The sequence below is a fragment of the Streptomyces sp. NPDC005281 genome (genome assembly GCF_040607495.1).
In the GTDB taxonomy this organism is placed as follows: domain Bacteria; phylum Actinomycetota; class Actinomycetes; order Streptomycetales; family Streptomycetaceae; genus Streptomyces.
Map to the genome: position 1 here is coordinate 548,455 of NZ_JBEXGX010000001.1, position 17,781 is coordinate 566,235.

19 protein-coding genes are annotated in these 17,781 nt (G+C 70.6%); 4 read left to right on the forward strand and 15 right to left on the reverse strand.

Features of this window, described 5'->3' with window-relative positions; genetic code table 11:
* Positions 1–69 precede the first annotated feature (69 nt).
* Positions 70–1,398: a SpoIIE family protein phosphatase gene (locus ABZV42_RS02335; RefSeq protein WP_355983870.1), complete on the forward strand. Its 1,329-nt coding sequence runs from the start codon at positions 70–72 to the stop codon at positions 1,396–1,398.
* A gap of 352 nt (positions 1,399–1,750) precedes the next feature.
* Here the strand turns inward: ABZV42_RS02335 and ABZV42_RS02340 are convergent, their stop codons facing one another.
* From ABZV42_RS02340 to ABZV42_RS02375, 8 genes are all read right to left on the reverse strand, one after another.
* A complete protein-coding gene (locus ABZV42_RS02340; protein WP_356050672.1) occupies positions 1,751–2,089 on the reverse strand; it encodes a DUF2516 family protein in 339 nt (112 codons plus the stop codon).
* 115 nt (positions 2,090–2,204) lie between these two features.
* A complete protein-coding gene (locus ABZV42_RS02345; protein ID WP_355983871.1) occupies positions 2,205–2,792 on the reverse strand; it encodes a hypothetical protein in 588 nt (195 codons plus the stop codon).
* 56 nt (positions 2,793–2,848) lie between these two features.
* Positions 2,849–3,379, reverse strand: coding sequence for a helix-turn-helix transcriptional regulator (locus ABZV42_RS02350; protein ID WP_355983872.1), 531 nt, complete (start codon positions 3,377–3,379; stop codon positions 2,849–2,851).
* A 153-nt stretch (positions 3,380–3,532) separates the two neighbouring features.
* Positions 3,533–5,713: an AAA family ATPase gene (locus tag ABZV42_RS02355; protein WP_356050673.1), complete on the reverse strand. Its 2,181-nt coding sequence runs from the start codon at positions 5,711–5,713 to the stop codon at positions 3,533–3,535.
* A 157-nt stretch (positions 5,714–5,870) separates the two neighbouring features.
* Positions 5,871–6,500: a TetR family transcriptional regulator gene (locus ABZV42_RS02360; RefSeq protein ID WP_355983874.1), complete on the reverse strand. Its 630-nt coding sequence runs from the start codon at positions 6,498–6,500 to the stop codon at positions 5,871–5,873.
* Positions 6,501–6,546: 46 nt separating this feature from the next.
* Positions 6,547–7,614, reverse strand: a complete 1,068-nt coding sequence (locus tag ABZV42_RS02365) for a phosphotransferase (RefSeq protein ID WP_355983875.1) — start codon at positions 7,612–7,614, stop codon at positions 6,547–6,549.
* 250 nt (positions 7,615–7,864) lie between these two features.
* Complete coding sequence (locus ABZV42_RS02370; RefSeq protein WP_355983876.1) at positions 7,865–8,680, reverse strand: HAD-IA family hydrolase; 816 nt, start codon at positions 8,678–8,680, stop codon at positions 7,865–7,867.
* Complete coding sequence (locus ABZV42_RS02375; RefSeq protein ID WP_355983877.1) at positions 8,629–9,513, reverse strand: winged helix-turn-helix domain-containing protein; 885 nt, start codon at positions 9,511–9,513, stop codon at positions 8,629–8,631. Before ABZV42_RS02375 ends, ABZV42_RS02370 begins: the two co-directional genes overlap by 52 nt.
* A 188-nt stretch (positions 9,514–9,701) precedes the next feature.
* Here ABZV42_RS02375 and ABZV42_RS02380 point away from each other — a divergent pair, with 188 nt between their 5' ends.
* Positions 9,702–9,896, forward strand: a complete 195-nt coding sequence (locus ABZV42_RS02380) for a hypothetical protein (protein WP_355983878.1) — start codon at positions 9,702–9,704, stop codon at positions 9,894–9,896.
* Here ABZV42_RS02380 and ABZV42_RS02385 read toward each other — a convergent pair.
* On the reverse strand, positions 9,886–10,815 hold the full coding sequence (locus tag ABZV42_RS02385; RefSeq protein ID WP_355983879.1) for a winged helix-turn-helix domain-containing protein: 930 nt from the start codon (positions 10,813–10,815) through the stop codon (positions 9,886–9,888). The genes ABZV42_RS02380 and ABZV42_RS02385 overlap by 11 nt on opposite strands.
* 195 nt (positions 10,816–11,010) lie before the next feature.
* On the opposite strand from ABZV42_RS02385, the gene ABZV42_RS02390 reads away from it, so the two are divergent.
* Positions 11,011–11,196: a hypothetical protein gene (locus tag ABZV42_RS02390; RefSeq protein ID WP_037622368.1), complete on the forward strand. Its 186-nt coding sequence runs from the start codon at positions 11,011–11,013 to the stop codon at positions 11,194–11,196.
* A gap of 187 nt (positions 11,197–11,383) precedes the next feature.
* Here the strand turns inward: ABZV42_RS02390 and ABZV42_RS02395 are convergent, their stop codons facing one another.
* From ABZV42_RS02395 to ABZV42_RS02405, 3 genes are all read right to left on the reverse strand, one after another.
* Positions 11,384–12,703 (reverse strand): GNAT family N-acetyltransferase, encoded by a 1,320-nt coding sequence (locus tag ABZV42_RS02395; protein ID WP_356050674.1) that lies wholly within the window; start codon positions 12,701–12,703, stop codon positions 11,384–11,386.
* Between the two features lie 203 nt (positions 12,704–12,906).
* Positions 12,907–13,836 (reverse strand): asparaginase, encoded by a 930-nt coding sequence (locus tag ABZV42_RS02400; protein ID WP_355983881.1) that lies wholly within the window; start codon positions 13,834–13,836, stop codon positions 12,907–12,909.
* Positions 13,837–14,171: 335 nt separating this feature from the next.
* Positions 14,172–14,828, reverse strand: a complete 657-nt coding sequence (locus ABZV42_RS02405) for an AmfC protein (protein WP_355983882.1) — start codon at positions 14,826–14,828, stop codon at positions 14,172–14,174.
* Positions 14,829–15,022: 194 nt separating this feature from the next.
* On the opposite strand from ABZV42_RS02405, the gene dtd reads away from it, so the two are divergent.
* On the forward strand, positions 15,023–15,448 hold the full coding sequence (gene dtd, locus ABZV42_RS02410) for a D-aminoacyl-tRNA deacylase (protein WP_355983883.1): 426 nt from the start codon (positions 15,023–15,025) through the stop codon (positions 15,446–15,448).
* A gap of 25 nt (positions 15,449–15,473) precedes the next feature.
* On the opposite strand, the gene ABZV42_RS02415 is transcribed toward dtd, so the two are convergent.
* The 3 genes from ABZV42_RS02415 to ABZV42_RS02425 form a co-directional block, all read right to left on the reverse strand.
* A complete protein-coding gene (locus ABZV42_RS02415; RefSeq protein ID WP_355983884.1) occupies positions 15,474–16,439 on the reverse strand; it encodes a folate-binding protein in 966 nt (321 codons plus the stop codon).
* 34 nt (positions 16,440–16,473) lie between these two features.
* Entirely contained in the window at positions 16,474–16,908 is a 435-nt protein-coding gene (locus tag ABZV42_RS02420; protein WP_355983885.1) for a Fur family transcriptional regulator, read from the reverse strand.
* Between the two features lie 99 nt (positions 16,909–17,007).
* The gene (locus ABZV42_RS02425) at positions 17,008–17,583 is read right to left on the reverse strand and encodes an FABP family protein (protein ID WP_355983886.1); all 576 of its coding nucleotides are present in this window, start codon (positions 17,581–17,583) and stop codon (positions 17,008–17,010) included.
* Between the last annotated feature and the right edge of the window lie 198 nt (positions 17,584–17,781).

Sequence of the window (17,781 nt, forward strand, 5' to 3'; positions counted from 1 at the left end):
TGGTCCCCGTCGGTGGGTCGAGGTCCTTCGCCCACCACGCCCTCGGGGGGGAGGGAAGGAACCCAGACGATGCCCGTACCCGTACCGCGGCAGAGAGCGATCCCGGCCGTGGAGAGTGGTCAGGCTCAAGCCGTGTTCTCACCCGGCGGCCCATCCGGAGACATCACCGGCGGCCCCGCCGGGACCGCACCGGAAGGCCGCACCACGACCCTGATCACCGGCACCACCCATCTGACCCTCCTGGTCATCGAAGACGACCCGGCGGGTTCGCTCGGCGTGCCCGAAATGCTCGACGCGGCCGGCAAGCCGATCCGTGTCCGTACCGCCCGCAACCTCACCGAGGCCGAGCGGCTGCTCACCGACGACGTCCACTGCATCCTGCTCGACCTCGCGCTGCCCGCGCCGGGCCGGGCGGCCGAGAGCCCCGACGAGCTGGCGACGCTCAAGCACGTCCTGCGGCTCGCGCCCGGCCACGCCGTCCTCGCGCTCACCGCGTCCGGTGACGCCGAACGCGGCACGGAGGCGGTGCGCGTCGGCGCCCAGGACTACCTCTTCCGCGACGAGCTGGACAGCCGGCTGCTGAGCCGTGCGATCCGGTACGCGGTGGAGCGGAAACGTTCCGACAAGGCCGAACGCCGGCTCACCGAGTCCAAGCTCCGCGCCCAGGAGAACGCCCGCCTGGAGCGCGGCCTGCTGCCGACCCCGCTGCTGGAGGGCTCCCCGCTGCGCTTCGCCGCGCGCTACCGGCCCGGCCGCTCTCGCGCGCTGCTCGGCGGCGACTTCTACGACACCGTGCGCACGGCCGACGGCACGGTGCACGCCATGATCGGCGACGTCTGCGGGCACGGGCCCGACGAGGCCGCGCTCGGTGTCGAGCTGCGCATCGCCTGGCGTGCCCTGACGTTCGCGGGCCTGTGCGGCGACGAGCTGCTGTCCACGCTCCAGCAGGTCCTGGAGCACGAGCGCGAGAACGACGAGATCTTCGCGACGCTGTGCACCGTGGACATCGCGCCCGACGGCCGCCGCGCCGGGCTCTGCCTCGCCGGTCACCCCTCGCCGCTGATCGCCCGTCCGGGCCGGCCCGCCCAACTGCTGCCGTACGAGAACAACGGCCCCGCGCTCGGTCTGCTGCCGAACGCCCGGTGGCCGCGCATGCAGGTGGAACTTGGCGCCGTGTGGAGTCTGATGCTCTACACCGACGGGCTGATCGAGGGCCACACCGGCGTGGGCAAGGAGCGCCTGGGGCTGGACGGCATGGTGGACATGGTCCGCCGCCAGCTCGCCCAGGGACTCCGGGGCGAGGATCTGCTGCGCGCGGCGGTGAACGAGGCGCGCGAGCTCAACGGCGGGGAACTGGCGGACGACGTGGCGGTACTGCTGCTGGACCGGGTTCCGTAGCAGGTTCGCTCGCGCCGGCGTTCGCGGTTCGGTGCCGGGGCCTTGCCGGCATCGGTGCGGGTCCCATCGGTGCAGGTCCTGGCTGTGCGGGTTCCTGCGGTGCGGGTTCCTGCGGTGCAGGTCTTGGCGGTGCGGGTCTGGCGGTCCGGTCCGGTGGGGAGTCGGGGCCGTGCCGGTACATCCGCCCGTCGCCGTTGGATCAGACGTCACTTCGAGAGGGAGCCGCTGCTCGATCCGGGCGTAAGCGACGGGCATGTGACGTACCGGCACGGCCCCTCCCGCCGGATCCCGACTGCGGGTGCATCGTGGCTCGGGGGTGAAGTGACCGCCCCCCGGGGGGGGCGGGGCGCCGTTACCTTCCGCCGTTGTACGGGCCGTACGGGCCGTCGCTGCTGCTGCCGCCTCGGCGGCCTCGGCCGCCGCCGGAGACCTGGCGCAGCGCGGGGCGGACGTCGACGAAGAAGACGATCGTGGCGACCAGGCCGGCGATCTGGAGGAAGAGTATCGGCACCAGCAGGTTCACCGCCACGGTGATCCCGAGGATGATCAGCCAGAACACCTTGTTCTGCTTGTCGGCGGCGCGGTAGGCGTCCTCGCGGGCGATACCGGCCAGCACCAGCGCCACCACGGCGAGCACGAGCATGGCTGTGAAGATCAGCCACATCAGACCGCCGAATGCCGTCATCAGCACAATGTCCACCGCCTGGTTCAAGTCGTCTCTACGGTCACCGTACCCGGAGAACGGGCCGGGAACTCAGAGAGTGCCCGGCCCGTCCGCGCAAGGCGGAATCTGTCTCCGCGCTCGCCTACTTCGCGGGCGGAGTCGTCTTCTTGGCGACCGGCTTGCGCACGGAGGCCTTCTTCGCCGGGCTCTTCTTGGAGGTGGCGTCCTCGGCGGCGGCCGCCGGCTTCGCCTCTTCCTTGACCTCGACCGTCTCGGCGTTCGGCTCGACGGCGATGGCGAACTCCTCGATCTCCTCGGCGGCCTCGCCGCGCCAGGTCCGCACGGTCTGCTCGCCGTGCTCGGCGACCTTCTCGTACGTCTCGCGGGCCTTGACCGCGTACTCGGCGGCGACGCCGACACCGCGCAGGGCGAAGTCCTGGGCGGACTCACCGAGCTTCTTCAGGTCGGTGTCGAGGCTGTTGAGGAGCTCCGTCACCTTGACCTGAAGGTTCTCCTGCGCCACCTTGGCGCGGGCGGTGGCCTTCTCCTGGACGGCGTTGGGGTCGATGTTCTTCACGGTGTCGATCCGCCCCGGGGCCTCGGCGCGGATCTGCTCCACGATGCCGGGGACCTTCTTCGCCTGCTGGACGGCCAGGTCGGCGGTGCCGGCCAGGAAGTACAGCGGGGTCGGGTCCGTGGCGGCCTTGCGGATGTCGTCGGTGATGGCCATGACGATGGTCCTCCCGTAATCGCTTTCAGCTGAGGGTTCGGTGGTCCGCAACGCGGTCAACTCGCGGTCTGCTGCGGACCGGCATCGCTGCCGTCGGCCGTGCGGGGGCCCCGGACGGCGGTGTCCGGTGAAGGCTGGGCGTCCTGTATGTCCTGAGTCCCGGGTCCGTCGGTGCCGCGGCCTTCGCCGGTGCGGGGCACCTCGACGCCGTGACCGGTCTCGTCCGCCGGCGCGATCTCGAATCCGTTCTCCTTGCGGAAGGACTCGTAGATCTGGAGCAGCACCTGCTTCTGCCGCTCGTTCAGCGTGGGATCGGCGAGGATGACGGCACGCGTCTCCACCTCGTCGCGGTCCCGCTCGGCGTCGAGAATGCCGGCTCGCACGTACAGCGTCTCGGCGGAGATCCGCAGCGCCTTGGCGACCTGCTGGAGCACCTCCGCGCTCGGCTTGCGCAGCCCGCGCTCGATCTGGCTCAGATACGGATTGGACACCCCGGCGGCGTCGGCGAGCTGCCGCAGGGACAACTGCGCGGTGCGCCGCTGTTCCCGCAGATATTCACCAAGATTGCCGACGTTGAGCGATGCCATGCCCCCACCTTGCCCCATCGTCGCTAACTTTTGCAAGCACCTGCTTGCAAAAGTGTGTCGCGGGAGGAAAAGCGGCCGTGGGGCGGCAGAGGGGGCCGAGCGGCCCAAGTCCCGCTGGGATTGCCCGGGCAGTGGTCGCGGGGAGGGTGGAGGTCACCAAGGCAGCGGGCGTGTATGGATCACGTCCAGGCGGGACACCGCGCGGGTCAGTACCACGTAGAGCCGGTGCAGGCCCCGCTCCTCGGCCTCCGCCATCGCCGCCGGTTCCACGACCACGACATGGTCGTACTCCAGCCCCTTGGCCAGGCTCGCCGGCAACACCGCGAGCCTGGCGCCCGGTTCGCCGGCTCCGGCGGCGACGATTCCCGCGGCGCCGAGCGCCTCCCGTACGGTCGCCACGTCAGCGTCGGCGGCGATGACCCCGATGGACCCCTCGTGCGCGAGCGCCTCCCGTACCGCCGTGACGGTCTCGGCCGCGAGGTCGGAGGTCGGCCGGATCCTCAACTCGCCGTCCTTGCGCAGGGACCGGGCCGGGGGGACGCCCACTCCCAGACGCTCCAGCACCTGGTTGGCGAGTTCTACGACGGCCTCCGGCACCCGGAAACCGACCGTCAGGGGAACGACGGCGGCCTCCGGTTTGCCCAGGTGGGCGAGGAGTTCACCCCACTCCCGCGCGGCCCAGGGAGTCGTGCCCTGCGCGAGGTCCCCGAGCACGGTCAGTGACCCGAAGGAGGCCCGCCGCGCGATGGCCCGGCACTCCATCGGCGACAGGTCCTGCGCCTCGTCGATCACCAGGTGGCCGTATCCCTCGGGGTGTTCGATCAGCCCGGCGATCTCGTCGAGGAGGACGAGATCGGCGGCCGACCACCGCGCCGACTTCCACGACCGGGGCGGCTTCGCCCACAGGACGGCCTTCTGCTCGTCGGCGTCGAGGATCCCGTCGGCCACCCGCCCCAACGCCTCGGCGTCGGTGAGCAGCCGGGCGAGCAGTTCCTCGGGGCGCACCCGGGGCCACACCGTGTCGACGTACTCGCCGACCGGCCGGGCCCGTGAGATCCGCTGCGCCCAGGCGTTCGTCTGCGGGCCGGCCCGCAGCTCGGCCCGTTCCCGCACATACCGCACGACCCGTGTCCGCACCCGCTCCCGGCCGACGGCGTACGGAGGTTCCTCGGCGCGTACGCCGTCCACGATGCGGCGCAGTACGGCGACGGGGACACGCCAGCGGTACGTGCCGTCCGGCACGGCGAGGCCGTCGGCCGGTACGCCGATGTTGGCGTACAGCGCCCGGCGCAGCACCCGTGCCATCCGGGCGTCGTGCTTGACGAGAGCCGCGTGCCCGTCGTCCTCGCCGGTCACGGGACGGCGGGCGATCTCCTCCCCGACGGTCGACTGGCGCACGCCGGTCTCCCCGAGCGCGGGAAGGACCTCCGCGATGTACGAGAGGAAGGTGCGGTTGGGGCCGAGGATCAGCAGGCCGCCCCGGCGGACGCGCTGCGGGTGCGTGTAGAGGAGATAGGCGGCCCGGTGCAGGCCGACGGCCGTCTTGCCGGTGCCCGGGGCGCCCTGCACACAGACCGAGGCGGCGAGATCGGCTCGTACGAGGTCGTCCTGTTCGGGCTGGATGGTGGCGGCGATGTCCCGCATGGGGCCGACGCGGGGGCGTTCGATCTCCTCGGCGAGGATCGAGCCCGCCCGGGCGGCCCCACCCCCGACAGTCCCGGTTCCGATCACCTCCGACTCGATCGGCTCCGACCCGATCGGCTCCGGCCCGATCGGCTCCCGCGCGAGACTCCCCGACTCGATCCGCTCCCGCGCGAGGCGCCCCGGCCCGATGGGTTCGTCCTCCATTCCCGTGAGGTCGGCGGAGTCGCCCCGGCCGCCGGGGGCCCAGCCGAAGCGGCGGCGGACGGCGACGCCCTGGGGGTCGCGGGCTCCGGCCTGGTAGAAGGCGCGCGAGACGGGGGCGCGCCAGTCGACGACGAGGGGCGGGGCGGCGGGGTGTTCCCTGATCCTCAGCCGCCCGATGTGGTAGCTCTGCCCGGCGTGGTCACCGGCCGCCCCGGCCGAGTCCTGGAAGTCCAGCCGGCCGAAGAACAACGGGCCCTGGGGCAGCTCCCGCATCTCCTTGGCCCGGCTGCGCAGCTGATACCCGAGCACCTCGGCGTCGGCCCCGGAGGCCGAGACGTCCTCGCCCGTGACCACCTGCTCCTCGGCGCCGTCGACCATCGCGGCCAGAGCGGCGCGGCAGATGTCGTGAAAGGCGCGTTCGCGGGCGAGGGAGCGGGTGAGCGACGGGTCGGGGGCGGGCTGCCGGGCGGGGTCGGGGGGCGTCATTCCATCCAGGGTAGCGGAATTACGTAACCGAGTAACATTCTTAACCTGGTCACGCATCTTGATCGCACGCCCTGGTAACGCATCCTGGCCGCACGTCCTGGTCACGCACCCACCTGGTCACACCCAGGTCGCACACCCTCTGCGGTCGGCGCCCGGGTCAGGCGAGGCCCGGAAAACCGGCCGCCAGCTGTGCGAAGGCCCGCTCGGCCGCCGCCTCGGCGTCCGGCCGTACGGCCGCCACCGGCTCGCCCTCCGCGATCCGCCGCAGGTTCTCCTCGGCGAGGATGCGGCGCACGGCCGTGATCTGTCCGGCGGCGAGCCGTGCGTCGAGCCCGGCCCCCAGCGGCTCGGCGAGCGCTTCGGCGAGCGCGGCCTCGGACCGCTCCAGGTACCCGTACATCCGCGCCACCAGTGACGGTGTCCCGTAGAGCAGCCGGTGGAAGGCGAGGATGCCGGGATGCTCGTTGAGCCCGGTGACGGGGTCCTCCCGGCGCAGACCGTCCAGGAAGTGCTCACGAAGCGCGTCGATCGGGGACCGCCCGGCTGCCCGGCCCTCCCCGACGACCCGCGCGGCCTCGGTCTCGTGGTCCGCGAACCGGTGCAGGACCAGGTCCTCCTTGGACGGGAAGTACCGGAAGAGCGTCGGCTTGGAGATCTCGGCGGCGGCCGCGACCTCGGCGACGGACACGGCGTCGAACCCCTTGTCCAGGAAGAGGCCGATGGCGATGTCGGAGACGGACTGGTACATCCGTCGCTTCTTGCGTTCGCGCAGTCCGGTGTCACTCATGGTCACGAGCCTACGCACCGCACGGGGGCCCGGCTCCGGTCCCGAATCAGAGGCGCCTGGCCCGCTCCTCGCACCAGGCGCCGAGCGCGGCCGTGACACCCTCCGCGGTCGGCACCTCCCTCATCCCCAGCGGTTCCTTCGCGTCACTCAGCACCTGCTGGAGCCTGTCGCCCCCCGACGCGGGGAGACCCGCGTCGCCCGTCCCCTCCAGCGACAGGGCCGTCCTGATGACGTCGGTGAAGACGGACTGGGCCCTCTTGTAGGCGAGCAGCTTGGGCAGGTCCGCCTCCCAGCCGGCGGAACTGCCCGGTGCGGCGCTCTCGACGGCGTCGACCCATTGCTTGGTCATCCAGCCTTCTTGGTCCGCCGGATACCGCATCAGATAGAGGTGGGTGGCCAGGTCGTAGAGCGGGTCCCCGAACATCGCCAGTTCCCAGTCGATCGTCCAGAGCCGCTCCTCCGCGTCGACGACGAAATTCTCGCGGTGGAGATCGGCGTGCAGCAGACAGAAAGGGCGGTCGGTCAGTCCCGACACGCGCTCGCGGAGATTCCCGAAGGGGTCGCCGCCCAGTCCGAGGCTGTGGAACAGGCCCTCGAACTCGCGCCTGTTCCGGTCGTACACCTGCTCTTTCGTGAACAGGACGAGCCGCTCCAGGAAGCCCTCGGTGTCGCCTTCGGCGGCCCGGTCCTTGGATGTGCACGTCCGTCGCGCGGTGAGGGAATCGGCTTTCACGCGGACCAACTGCTCGAAGAGGAAGATGATTTGCGCGAAGAGGGACGAGGGGATCTCGGTACCGGATCCGTACAGGGCTCCCAAGGTGCTTCCCTCGATGAACCGCTGGAGCCCGGGGGGAACCGTTTCGGTGAACTCGGGGATGAGGTCGGGAATGCCCTCGATGCGTCCGTCCAGCGCGCGGAGCAGCTGTTCCTCGGACGCGAAACAGCGCCGGTCGAACCACAGCAGGCCGGGGCGCGGCTCCCGGCACTTCCAGCGGACCGGCTCGGCTCCATGGGCCCCGCCCGGCAGGGGAAAGACATACGGCAGGGGAAAGACATACGTCTCGTGGTGGTAGCCCTGGAGCGGTCCTTCGACCATGCTCGCGTCGCCACTCACCTCAACAGCTCGATCCAGAGCCGGGGAAGCCGATTCGGGTGACATTGACCGTTCTCTCAAAGAACCGCGACCAATTGAGAAAAGAGGGGAGAACGGTACTCCGTCGCCACTCGTGGATGGGCATGGTTTCAGAAGAACCGCTCGTCAGCGCCCGCGTGCGCTGGACGAATGCCCACCTCCCCGCCGCCCCGATGCGGCACTGAGCAGCGGCTACGACTCGCACCGGCCGCCGCGTGGGCCCGGTCGCGGTTCACCCCGTCGGGGCAGCCCACGTTCTTCGGAACTGACCCCGCAGCACCTGCAACACGATTTCCAGCGACGCCACCACATGCTCGGCCCCGGCGTCCCGGAGCAGCTTCTCCTTGTCCTCGTCACGCGCGTAGCCGAGGAACGGAACCCCGGCCCGCTCGGCCGCGTGCAGATCCGAGGGGGTGTCGCCGATCATCAGCGCTTTCGACGGATGCGCGCCGAGTGCGTTCAGGGCCCGGTTCAGGCAGTTCGGGTCCGGCTTCAGGTGGTGCAGGTTCTGGGTGCGGCCGTATATGTGGGGCGCGAAGCATGCGGCCAGGTCGCGGCCTTCCAGGTAACGGGCGGCCGTACGGGGCGAGTTGTTGGTGGTGATCGCCAGCCGGGCGCCGACGGCCTTCCAGGTCCGTATCACCGCGTCGGCGTACTCGGTGGGCCAGGCCTTGTCCACGGCCTTGAGCTCCTGCTGGGTGAACCGTGCCTCCAGTTCGGCCACCAGGTCACTGCGCGGACGCCGCCGGTCGACCGCGTGCAGAACCACCAGGGGATCCGGGTGTTCACGCTCCTCCGGGGTCAACAGGCCGTGCATTCCCTGCTGTTCGAGCCACTCGACCAGATTCCTGGCCACCCTCTCGGCGGCGTGCCCCGCGTAGAGCCGGCACACCGGCCCGTCGAAGTCGAAGAGCACGAAGCGCGCTTGGGTGATCGTGTCCCGCAGGTTCTCCGTCTGTGTCGCCACCGCATCAGTCTGCGTCGTATCAGAAGTCACTAGGAGAGTTTCAGGTCCGAGGTGATGGTTTCCCAGAGGGCGTCGAACCACTTCTGGGACTCGTCCACGAACGCGGTGTCCCGGCCGCCCGCCCGCTTCTCGAAGGAGAAGAGCAGGGACGCGGAGCCGAGGGCGTCGTACATGTCCAGCACTCCGTCGTCCAGGGTCGCCTCCTCCCGCCTCATGATCGTGTAGTACGCCATCAGCGCCTCCGACCCGTTGAGCAGGTACAGCTTCACCGGCGGGGTGAAGGGCAGGGCCCGGAAGGTCACATGGACGTCGATGCCGTGCGAGGAGCGCAGGGAGTGGAGGTTGTGGCGCAGGACCTGGCCCTGGGCGTTGCGCTGCTCCAGCCAGCGCTTGTGGACCGGGTCGTCGTCACCGTGACCGTCGACGGAGACGGGGAACGCCAGGTTGATCTTCCTGCTGGGCAGCAGGATCCGGACGTCGACACGCTCCGGGCGGATCCTGCCGTCGTGGATCTGGCGGAGCGGCTCGCCGAGTCCCAACGTCAGCGTCTCCGCCGTGAGGCACACCGCGTCGATCCGCACCTGGGGAACGGAGAACGCCTCGGCGAGACGGGGGGCGAGGCCCACCATGGTCGGCTGCGGTCCGTTCCGGGTGGGAGTGACTTCCGCGATCCGTGGCGGACTGCCCTTGCTGACGTTGCTGAGCAGGCCGCCCTCCTGGAGCTCGCGCAGGGCGAGGCGGACCGTGCCGCGCTCGACGCCGAACTCGTCGGCCAGTTCCGCCTGGGTGGGCAGACGGTCGCCGGCCTTCAGCTCGCCGGTGCGGATCCGCTCCCGCAGGACGTCGGCGATCTCCTGGGGCGAAAGCCTTCTGTTGCTGTCACTCGCCACAACGTTCTCCTGAGTCACGACCAGACGCTACAACTCTGCCCCATCTTCGGGGAGTTACTCGAAAGTTGTTTATGGATACTTACCAAGTGGGGACAACATAATCAGAGTTGGTTGCCAACTTGGCCAAGATGGCGGAAGTTTTGCCTCCCTTCGCCCATCCACGGCATCGATCACCCAGGGAACGTCACCGAAGAGAAGCAGGAGGAACCACCATGCCCGCCATCGCCCTCCTCTCGGCCGTCTTCGTCGTCGGCTTCGAGCAACTCGTCCAATGGCAGTACGGACCGACGGGCATCGTCGGCCTGCTGCTGCTCACCATCGGGATCAAGGCGAAGAACCCGACATGCAGCTCCATCGGGGCTGTGGTCCTGGCCGTGCTGGTCGCCGGGCCGGCCCTCAGTTCGTGATCAGCGGTTCCGAACTGATCGTCTTCCACAGCGCGTCGAACCAGAGGTGGGACTGTTCCACGAACGTGGTGTCCCTCGGTCCCACCCCCTGGCCGAAGGGGAACAGCATCGACTGCGTTCCCTCGGCGTCGTACATCTCCAGGTACTCGTGGTCGATCTCCTCGCCCCGCCGCGCGAGCGTGTAGTACGCGAAGAGCGCCTCCGACTCGTTGAGCAGGTACAGCTTCACGGGCGGGGTGAAGGGCAGCGCGCGGAACGAGACCCGTACGTCGATGCCGTGCGTGGCCCGCAGCGCCAGCAGATTGTGCCGCAGCACCTGCACCTGGGCGTTGCGCTGGGCCAGCCAGCGACGCCGCGGACGGTCGTCCGCCAGGTCGTCGACCGGCGCGGGGAACGCGAGGTCGATGTCCCGGCTGGGAAGCATCACCCGGACGTCGACCTTGGCCGGTTTCATACGTCCCGCGTGGATCTCGCGCAACGGCTCGCCCATGGCGAGGGTGAGGGACACCGCGGTCAGACACAGGGCGTCGATCGCCACGTGCGGGACCTCGAAGGCCGCCGTGATCCGCGGGGCGAGCGCCACCATGGTGGACTGCGGCTGGGCCTGTGGGCCGGTCAGCGCCCTCTCGGGATGGTCCGCGACCGTCGCCGGGCTCCCCTTGGACACGTTGACGAGCAGTTGCTCCGACTGAAGGATGCGCAGCGCCTGGCGCACCGCTCCGCGTTCGACGCCGAACTCGTCGGCCAGTTTGGCCTGGGTCGGCATGCGCTGGCCGGCCCGCAGCTGACCGGACCTGATCCGGCTGCGCAGCTCGTCGGCCACCTGTCGGTGTGACCTCGGCGGCCGTGGTGACCTGTTCCGTCCGTTGACGACGGCATGCTCCGGCTCCACAACCAGAACCCTACAACTTCCCGCCATCTTTGGGCAGTTGCCTGACAGGTGGTTATGAGTCGTCCCAACACGGAGATAAGTAAGAGTGAGTTGGTCGCCAACTTGCACAACATGGTCAAACTTCCGGAGGGTTGGCCGCCGAAGTACCGCCTGGATGCCGGGCGGTCGGGGCGGACGGTCCTCAGCGGGGGTCCGCCTCCCCGTCCCCAAGGAGGGACCGTCATGCCACTCGTCGCCCTCGCCGTCGCCGCCCTGGCCATCGGATTCGAGCAACTCATCCAGTGGGAGTACGGGCCGATGGGCATCATCGCGTTCGTCGCGCTGTCCGTCGGGCTCAAGGCCCGGAACACCACCGTCAGCGGCATCGGGGCCGTGATCCTCGTGATGCTGCTCGCCCAGTCCGGCTGAGCGGACGCCACCGTCCGTCGTCAGTCCGGCTGACCGCGCTCCCCTCCGGAGGGGAGCCGGGAGCCCGGTCAGTCAGCACCACCGTGTCGAACCGCACCACCACAACTGAATCGCTACGGATCAGTAGTCGCAGCAGTCGCCGTCCGCACCCGCACGGAAGGAGAACACACCCGCAGGCAGCCGCAGTTCAGAAGATGTCCGGGCACCACGGTCGCCTGGACGTCCGCAGCAGGGCGTCGGCCACAGCGGCGGCGCCCTCCTGCCGTTCCCGGACCCTGCCGAGCGCCGCCAGCCGCACCGCGGACTCGTCCCCGAGCCACAGCGTCGCCAGATCGGCGATGGAGAGCGCCAGGTCCGCCTCCTCGGTGGTCGGCGCGCAGGTCGCCGAACCGTCGGGCGCGGCCCGGAGCAGGTAGCGGCCGCCGTCGGGTCCGCTCTCGTCCGTCACGTCCAGTACGAGCGTCCCGGCGGCCCCGTACGTCCGCGCCTCCAGAGCCCGTACGACATCCAGGATCCGCACCCAGAGCCAGTCCGAGTGGCTGGTCGTACGGGCGGCACGCGGGTCCGGCAGGAACTGTGGCAGCAGATCGTCGGGAGCGCGTCGGCCGGTCTTGACCCCGGTGATCCAGTCGATCGAGCAGAGGTAGCTCCACAGGGCGCGCTCGGCCGCCGGCGTCACCGCGAGCAGCCATTTCACCTCCGCCGTGTTGTGCGGCTGGTTGGAGTCTCCCCAGTCGTCGTCCGCCGTGTAGGAGACGAGGCCCTCGATCTCGCCCGACGCCGAGCGGTACGCGGCGTAGAACGGTTCCTTCCAGGGGCCGCCGCCGAACCTCAGCAGGCCGGTGTCGACCTGCCACCACCGGGCGTCGCGATCGACCGCGCCGGGCCGGCCGCGCCGGAACCGCTCGTGCAGTTCGGGGCCCGCCTTGCGGACGTCCTCGGCGTCCAGGAGGTCGATCCGGCCGCCGTCGGCCGGACCCGCCCAGCGGGGGTCGAGACCGGTGCGCGGTACGTCGACGGTCCACTCGGCGGTGGTGGTGGCGGGGCCGAAGCCGTAGCGGCCGTAGATCGGGTACTCGGCGGCGATGAGCGTCGCCACGACATCGCCGCGCTCCCTCGCCGCCGCCAGGTCGGTCTTCATCATGCGGGTGAGCAGGCCCCGGCGGCGGTGCGTGGGCGAGACGGTCACGTTGGAGATCGCGTCCGCGGGGACGGCCGCCCCGCCGACCGCGGTGAGCTCCTGCGGGAACGACCTGAACGTCGCCACACAGCGGGAGCCGTCGAACGCCCCCAGGGTCCTCGACAGGATGGTCCCCGGCGCCCGCTTCTCGGCGTCCTCGTCCGAGACGACCGGCGGTTGCAGGAACCCCGTCTTCACGGCGCGCAGCCAGTCGGGCAGGTCGGGGGCGGTGATCGGGCGGATGTCGATCGTGTCGGCGGCCGCGGCCGTGGCACCGGCGTCGGGGTCGATGGCGTGGATGGCGTCGCTGGCATCGTGCGGGGTCATGAAGCCAAGCTAGGCGGGCCCCGGCCGGGGTGTCGCGCGGATTTTCCGCCCCGCTCCCCCGCCTCGGCCCGCCCTGTCCGCACCCGGACCCCGAACACCTGGCCAACCCGGCCGGAAACTCGGTGCGGGGCCGATCCTGGCTCCCTAGCGGACCGGCCCAGGCCCAGTGAACGACCGGCCCCGGCGCCCCGTACCGAACCGGCTCAGAAAGTCGCTCGGATCTCGCCCACCTCGCGGGCGCCTCCCAGCAGGGGCGCGCTGCCGATCCGCGTCACCACCGGGGACTCCACGCCCAGCAGGGACAGGCCGCGGGCCAGGACGGGGCCCAGTGCCCGGCCCCCGCCGTCGTCGATCTTGAACGCGAGGGCGCGGCCGTCGGGCAGCGCGACCGCCTGGACGGCCTCGGCGCCCATCTTGGACAGGGTGCCGGGGACCTCGCGCATCAGCCAGGTGTCGGGGCGCCGGGTGCCGGCGACGTACTCGGGGTGGGCCCGCATGGCGTCGGCCACCCGGCGTTCGGCGGAGCCGGGGGCAGCGAGGACGAAGGAGCGGAAGGCACGGGCCAGACCCGTGAGGGTGATGGCCATCAGGGGCGCCCCGCAGCCGTCCGTCCCGACCGCCGCGACGGGCTCCCCGGCGGCCTCCTCGACCACGGAGTGGATCAGCTGCTGGAGCGGGTGCCCGGGGTCGAGGTACGACTCGGTGGGCCAGCCGCGCTGCAAGCACACCGCGAGCATCGCCGTGTGCTTGCCGGAGCAGTTCATGGTGACCCGGTCGCGGACCGCACCGGAGGCGAGGTAGGTCTCGGCCTCGACGGGGTCGAGCGGCAGGTCGGGCGGGCACTGGAGCTGCCCCGCGTCCAGCCCGTGCTCGACGAGCATCTTCTGGACCAGATCACGGTGGAAGATCTCGCCGGAGTGGCTCGCGGCGGCGAGGGCGAGGCGTTCCCCGGCCAGGTCCAGGCCCGCGCGCAGGATGCCCGCCGCCTGCATGGGCTTGTTCGACGAGCGGGGGAAGACCGGTGCCGTCACCTCGCCGAGCGCCAGCTCGACCGTGCCGTCCGCGGCCAGCACCACCAGGCTGCCGCGGTGGTGGCCCTCCACGAAGCCGGAACGCACGACTTCGGCGAGCACCGGGAGCCCGCCGGACCCGTGAGTCCCGTAGGTCTCGTGAGTCCTCTCGGATCCGGGAGTCGTACCGGGCGTGCCGGGCGTGCGAGATGTACCGGGAGTGCCGGAGGCTCCCGGTATACCGGTCTCAGCGGGTGCGTCCGGTGCATCCGGTGCTGCACCCGGTATGCCGGCGGACAGGGACGAGCCTTCGGGCGTGCGGGGAGCTGCGGACATCGGCGGTGGCCTTCCGGGACGGGGACCCGCTCGGAGGCGGCGGCCGGACCGTGTCCCGGACGCACCCCCTGCGCGGAGCGGAAGCGCGCCTCCTCGGCCCCGGGATCGCCGGCGCCGCCACGTCACATGAGCAGGTCGTCTACTTGTGCTTCCCCTTCACGGTACCTGCGGGCGATCTCGGCGCTGCAATCGTCGGCCGTGCGCTGGAGCTGCTGGCGCCGCCGGGAGACCTGCCGCTCATAGCGGACGAGGCGGCCGAGCCCCGCGCCCAGCTCGTCGTCCGTACGGGCGTCCAGATCCGACAGCTCCACCTCGCCGAGCATCTCGGCGGCCAGTTCCCGGTACTCCTCGCCGTGGGGCGTGCCCACGGTCACATGGCGGGCCGAGGAGCGGTACCGGGCCGGCGCGTCCGTCAGGATCTCCGAGAGCCGCTCGACGACGGAGGGCTTCCCCTGCTCCACGGGCGAGAGGTGTCCGGAGGCCGAGCCGGGCAGCCGGCGCTCCCCACGGCGCGCGAGCTCCGCGCGCAGGATGTCGATGCGTCCCTGGAGCAGCCGCCGGACATAGCTGAGGTCGGCCTCGTCCCGCTGGGCGTCCCGGCGCAGCGTCCGCAGTTCGGGCAGCCGGAGCACGACGACGCCGGTCGGGGCCGGATCGGCAGCCAGCGGGCCGCTGTCGGTGCGCTGCAACGGCGGCCGGGCTGTGATCGCTTCCGACCGTGCGTTCGTACGGGTCAATGACACGGCCGCGGTCTGCTGCCCGGTCCTCGATGTGCTCATGTACCTCTACCGTCCCCTCGACCGGCGCGGTCCGCCCAACGGCCGGACCGCAACACCCCGCATGGTGCCACCCCAGATGGCCGCTATGTGACCGAGTGACCCGATCAGCCCCGGATGGCGGGTTGGTTACCCCGGAAAATCACGCGAAGGGCCCGCAACGCGCGACTGAGCCATGACACGGCATCATGGTCCGCATGCGTGCGGTGGTGCAGAGAGTGGACGGCGCGAGCGTCGTCGTGGACGGCGAGACGGTCGGCGAGATCAGCGGCGAGGGCCTGTGTGTCCTCGTCGGGGTCACCCACGAGGACACCAAGGAGAAGGCGGCGCAACTCGCCCGCAAACTCTGGTCCGTCCGGATGCTGGCCGACGAGCGGTCCTGCTCCGACATCGACGCGCCGCTGCTCGTCATCAGCCAGTTCACGCTGTACGGCGACGCCCGCAAGGGCCGCCGCCCCACCTGGAACGCGGCCGCTCCCGGCGATGTGGCCGAGCCCCTCGTCGACGAGGTCGTCGCCCGACTCCGCGCTCTGGGAGCCACGGTGGCCACGGGCCGGTTCGGCGCCCAGATGCGCGTCTCCCTGACGAACGACGGCCCGTTCACCGTCCTTCTGGAGATGTGAGCCCTACGGCCCGGAGGTATGAGCCCTACGGCTCGACCACGACCTCCTGTGCCGCCGCCGTCGAGTCCGCCATCAGCGGGGCGTCCACCGGCACGTTGCGCTTCACGAGGGCCAGGGCGATCGGGCCGAGTTCGTGGTGGCGTACGGAGGTGGTGATGAAGCCGATCTTGCGGCCGTCGGGGTCCTCGCCCGCCACACGCAGCTCGGTGCCGTGCGGGGGCAGGACGACCTCGCTGCCGTCGAGGTGGAGGAAGACCAGGCGGCGCGGGGGCTTGCCCAGGTTCTGGACGCGGGCGACGGTCTCCTGGCCTCGGTAGCAGCCCTTCTGGAGGTGCACCGCGGTGCCGATCCAGCCGAGCTCGTGCGGGATGGTGCGGTGGTCCGTCTCGAAGCCGACGCGAGGCCGGTGCTGCTCGACGCGCAGGGCCTCGTGGGCGAGGAGTCCGGCGGGCGGTCCGGCCTTCTCCGCGAAGGACTCCAGGTCCGCCCGCGGCAGGAAGAGATCACGGCCGTACGGGGTCTCGCGGACGACGACCCCCTCGGGGACCTCGGCGATCGAACCGGCCGGGAGCTCGACGACCGCGAAGTCAGCGGTGCGGTCGGCGACTTCGACCCGGTAGAAGAACACCATCGACTCCAGGTAGGCGACCAGCGCGTCCTGGGTGTCGGGTTCCGTGTGCATCCACACCGTCGTGCCGTCGTCGACGAGGTACAGCGCGTGTTCGATGTGCCCGTTCGCGGAGAGGATCAGCGCCTCGGTGGCCTGCCCGGCCGGGAGGTCGGTGACGTGCTGGGTGAGCAGCAGGTGCAGCCAGGCCAGCCGGTCGTCGCCGGTGACGGTGACGACACCGCGGTGCGACAGGTCCACGAAGCCGGCGCCTTCGGCGAGGGAGCGCTGCTCACGGAACAGGTCGCCGTAGTGGGCGGCTACGCCTTCGTCCACGCCCTCGGCGGGAACGGCGCCGGGCAGGGACAGGAGGGGACTCTTCATGGACATACACACTACGACCGCGCGGTCGCCGATTTTATTTCGGTGGTTCCTGCCGGGCCTGGCAGTCCTTGCAGCGGCCGAAGATGGCGAAATGCTTCATCTCCGTCTCGAAGCCGAAGGATTCCTGGAGCTTCGCGGTGAACTCGGCGGCGACGGAGACATCGGCCTCTATGACGTTCGCGCAGTCGCGGCAGACGAGGTGGATGTGATGGTGCCGGTCGGCCAGGTGGTAGGTCGGCGCGCCGTGGCCCAGGTGGGCATGGCTGACCAGCCCGAGCTCCTCCAGGAGCTCCAGGGTCCGGTAGACCGTGGAAATGTTGACCCCCGACGCCGTCTTCCTCACTTCGCCGAGGATGTCGTCGGGGGTCGCGTGCTCCAGGGTGTCCACTGCTTCGAGGACAAGCTGGCGCTGAGGCGTCAGCCGGTAGCCGCGCTGCCTGAGGTCGCTCTTCCAGTCGGTGCTCACCACACTGGAAGTCTAGGACCATTCCCGTGGGCACCGCCCTGGGGAACGGTACGGGAGCCCGGGGACCGCGCGGCAGCCTCCTGATTCAGGAGTGGCGGCCTTCTACTTGAAGAAGGCGATCCCGTCGTCCGGCATGTCGTCGGGCAGGTCCTTGGCCCAGCGCTCGACGTCCTCCGGGGTGACGACCTTCTTCAGGTGCCCGGACATGTAGGGGCGCAGCTCGACCTCGGGGGTCTGCTTCTCGCCGACCCACATGAGGTCGCTGTTCACATAGCCGTACAGGCGCTTGCCGCCGCTGTAGGGACCGGAGGCGGCCGTACGGGCCACGGCGTCGGTGACCAGGTCGATCTGCGGCTTCTTGTCAGCCAGCTCGCCGTACCAGATCTCGACGACGCCGTCGTCGCGGGTCATCACGACCTCGACCTTGCGGTCGGCGTCGACGCGCCAGAAACCGGCCTCCGACTCGAGCGGCCGGACCTTCTCGCCGTTGTCGTCGAGCACCCAGCTGTGCGAGCGGTACTCCAGGAAGTCCCGCCCGTCGTGCGTGAAGCTGACCTCCTGCCCGAAGTTGCACTTCTCGGAGCCGGGGAAGTCGTGGACACCGACTCCGGCCCAGTCGCCGAGCAGGAAGACAAGGGGGACCAGGTCCTTGTGGAGGTCCGACGGGATCTCGATCATGAGCTGAACAGTTCCTTGATGGGGGTCAGCGCTGGCCCTGGTACAGCTTCTTCACGGTCAGCCCGGCGAAGGCGAGCACGCCGACGCAGACCAGGGCCAGCAGGGTTTCGAAGAAGATCTCCACGGGGTGCTCCTCGGTGAGCGGAACGGGTCCCCGCCCGGGCGCGGCCGGGCGGGGAGGTACACAAAAGCCGGGCC